The sequence below is a fragment of the Bacteroidota bacterium genome, from assembly GCA_030706565.1.
In the GTDB taxonomy this organism is placed as follows: Bacteria; Bacteroidota; Bacteroidia; order Bacteroidales; family JAUZOH01; genus JAUZOH01.
The window spans coordinates 1-2,760 of sequence record JAUZOH010000466.1; the positions used below are offsets into that span (position 1 = coordinate 1).

General features: G+C 37.4%; 4 protein-coding genes. All 4 read left to right on the forward strand.

Annotation, left to right across the window (positions count from 1 at the left end):
* Nucleotides 1-318: SIMPL domain-containing protein (locus Q8907_15600; protein MDP4275695.1), on the forward strand; the 318-nt coding region annotated here is incomplete at its 5' end.
* A gap of 13 nt (nt 319-331) precedes the next feature.
* Nucleotides 332-850 (forward strand): GNAT family N-acetyltransferase, encoded by a 519-nt coding sequence (locus Q8907_15605; GenBank protein MDP4275696.1) that lies wholly within the window; start codon nt 332-334, stop codon nt 848-850.
* A gap of 303 nt (nt 851-1,153) precedes the next feature.
* Nucleotides 1,154-1,687, forward strand: a complete 534-nt coding sequence (locus Q8907_15610; GenBank protein ID MDP4275697.1) for a nitroreductase family protein — start codon at nt 1,154-1,156, stop codon at nt 1,685-1,687.
* 262 nt (nt 1,688-1,949) lie between these two features.
* A complete protein-coding gene (locus tag Q8907_15615) occupies nt 1,950-2,582 on the forward strand; it encodes a cytidylate kinase-like family protein (protein MDP4275698.1) in 633 nt (210 codons plus the stop codon).
* Nucleotides 2,583-2,760: the final 178 nt, after the last annotated feature.

Consider the following 2,760-nt stretch of genomic DNA (forward strand, 5'->3'; position numbering starts at 1 on the left):
ACAATTGAAAAGCTGGAACACTCCAGGATAGAACAATACCGGAGGGAAGTAAAAATAGAGGCAATCAAGGCAGCCAAAGAAAAAGCAGAGGCCCTGGCAGCAGCCGTCAACCAATCCATTGGAAAAGCCTTATATATTAAGGAAGAAGACTTTATGAATCCTTATTTGACGTCCAATGCGCTCCAGGGAAGATTAGCCGGCATCAATGTAAAAGTCCGGGGAAATTCTTCTGATTTCTCCGATGAATCAGCCTCAGAAATTGAATTCGAGAAAATCAAAATAGAATATTCAATATTAGCCAGGTTTGAATTAAAATAAATCACAGAGGTATGTGAAAAGTGATTATTCAACCCTGGAAAAAGCAACATCAAAGCCTATGGATATGCCCATTGAAATCATCCCCTATCAGAAAGGACAAGAGGAAGCAATTTATCAGCTGATCAAAAAGGTATATGATGAGTTTGTTGCGGTAGATTATTCCGTTGAGGGGAATGATTTTTTTTACGACTGGATTAAACCAAAAAATATTGCCAGGCGGCAAAAAAAGCAGGTCAATTTGTGGGTTGCCCATAGTGATTCAAAGATAGTCGGGATGATAGAAATCAGGGATAACAAATATCTATCGCTGCTTTTTGTGGATAAAGAATATCAACGACGGGGCATTGCAACCAGCCTGTTCCGTGAAGCGCTAAAAGTATGTATCCGTCGGGACCCCAAGATGAAAAAAATTCATTTGCACTCCTCTCCTTTTGCAATACCTGTTTACAAAAAGATGGGATTTGTACCCACAGACTCTATCCTGGAAGAAAACGGGATAAGGTATTTACCCATGGAAATGGCCATAAAATAACAATGACCTCTAGCTCAGGCTTTCCCGGAGAGGATGAATTGTATGGTTCCTGTTAACATTAAAATTAATTTCCAAGATTATCCAATTATAAAACAAACAGTTTTAAATCATCTGGCTTGTTTGTTCATAAATATATAACAAGTCTTTGTCCAAATGTCTTAATTTTACTTACAAATTTTAAACAGATTTGAATGAAAGCTTGTATTTCAGGATATAGACATACAACTTTAATAATCATACCATTCATATATTTTATGTTTGAAATATTTGATTAAAAAACAGGATAGAATAAAAGAAAAATAGATGATGGAATTTCTAGAATTAGCAAAAGAAAGATGTTCAATTCGTTCATTTACAGACCAACAAATAGAACAAGAAAAGCTTGAATATATACTTGAAGCAGGACGGGTTGCACCCTCAGCCTGTAATAAGCAACCACAACGAATTATTGTAGTCCGAGATTCAGGCCATATAAAAAAGGTTCAAAAAGCGTATAAAACATTTGGTTCCCACTGTGTATTGATTATTTGCAGGGATGAACGGGATGCATTGGTCAGAGAATTTGATCATAAATGTTCAGGAGATTTGGATATAGGAATTGTGACAGATCACATGATGCTGGCCGCAAGAGAAAAAGGAATCGGCAGTGTTATGGTTGGATTATTTGATCCCCGAATTGTCAGAAAAGAATTCAATATTCCCAACTATATTCAGCCAACCGCATTGCTTATTATGGGTTATCCAAAAAATGGTTTTTTGGATCCAGAGCGGCACACAACTACACGTAAACCTCTTAACGAAACCATAATGATGGAGGAATACAAAGAGAAAATCTAACATGCCAGATTTAACTTCCAATTTCAGGACATTAAATTGCATTAAAGAAACTTAATACTCAATAAAAAAACTATTTAATGGAAATAAACGTGCTTTTTTACTTGCTGCAATATTGAGATGTTCGTATTTAAAAATTGATAACTTTTTTTAACGAAATACGAAGCGTTGAATCAAAAAAAAGTAAAGTCCAAAACAATTATATCAACACTTCCTGTCTTTTATTATATTTACTGCACCATTAAAAAACAAGAGGCGAAAAACTATGGACAGCGAAAAAAAATTCATCATTACCATCAGCAGGCAGTTGGGCAGCGGCGGTGCCTATGTCGGCAAACAACTGGCCCAAAAACTGGATATATATTATGCCGACCGGGAGATACTCTGCGAAGCAGCCAAAAAATTTTCTCTGGGAGAAGAAGACCTGATCCATCATGAGGAGAAATTACGATCCTTGTGGAAATCCTTCCTCCAATTCAATGCCTTAAGCACGGAAGTTGATTTACCGCCACGGTTTCTGGGTCCAACCTCCCGCGAATTATACCAGACCGAAGCCGAGATCATTGAACAAATCGCCAGGGAACGTTCGGCCGTAATCATTGGCCGTTGCGGCTTTCATGTTCTCCGGAATTACATAAACTGTATAAAAATATTTCTGCATGCCGATGTAGCCTTCCGAAACGGCAGAATCCAGGAATTGTATGAAGTTTCCGAAGATGCGGCTGCAAAAATGATCGTCAAAAACGACAAAGAAAGAGGCAATTACATCAATACCTTTACCGGCAAACAATGGACAGATGCCCGGCAATACGATCTTTCCATCGACACCGGAAAAATTGGCGTGGATCATACCGTGGATCTGATCCTGAATTATTTGGAAATAAACAGGTTGCAATAAGGCTTTTAATTAGCACGCAGAGGAATATTTTTTATTTTACTGTGCCCATAGTACCAATGCGGTTTTCTTTGTGAAAAATACAATAAACACTCAGGCACGGAATTCACCGAGAAAAAAATAGTTTGAGTTTGTTCGAGGGTTCGAAATGGTTAGAAATGGTTCAATTAATTATGATAAA

Coding starts and splice junctions, on each gene's coding strand:
- Q8907_15610 (MDP4275697.1), top strand. CDS start 1,154: ATGATGGAATTTCTAGAATTAGCAAAAGAAAGATGTTCAATTCGTTCA.
- Q8907_15615 (MDP4275698.1), top strand. CDS start 1,950: ATGGACAGCGAAAAAAAATTCATCATTACCATCAGCAGGCAGTTGGGC.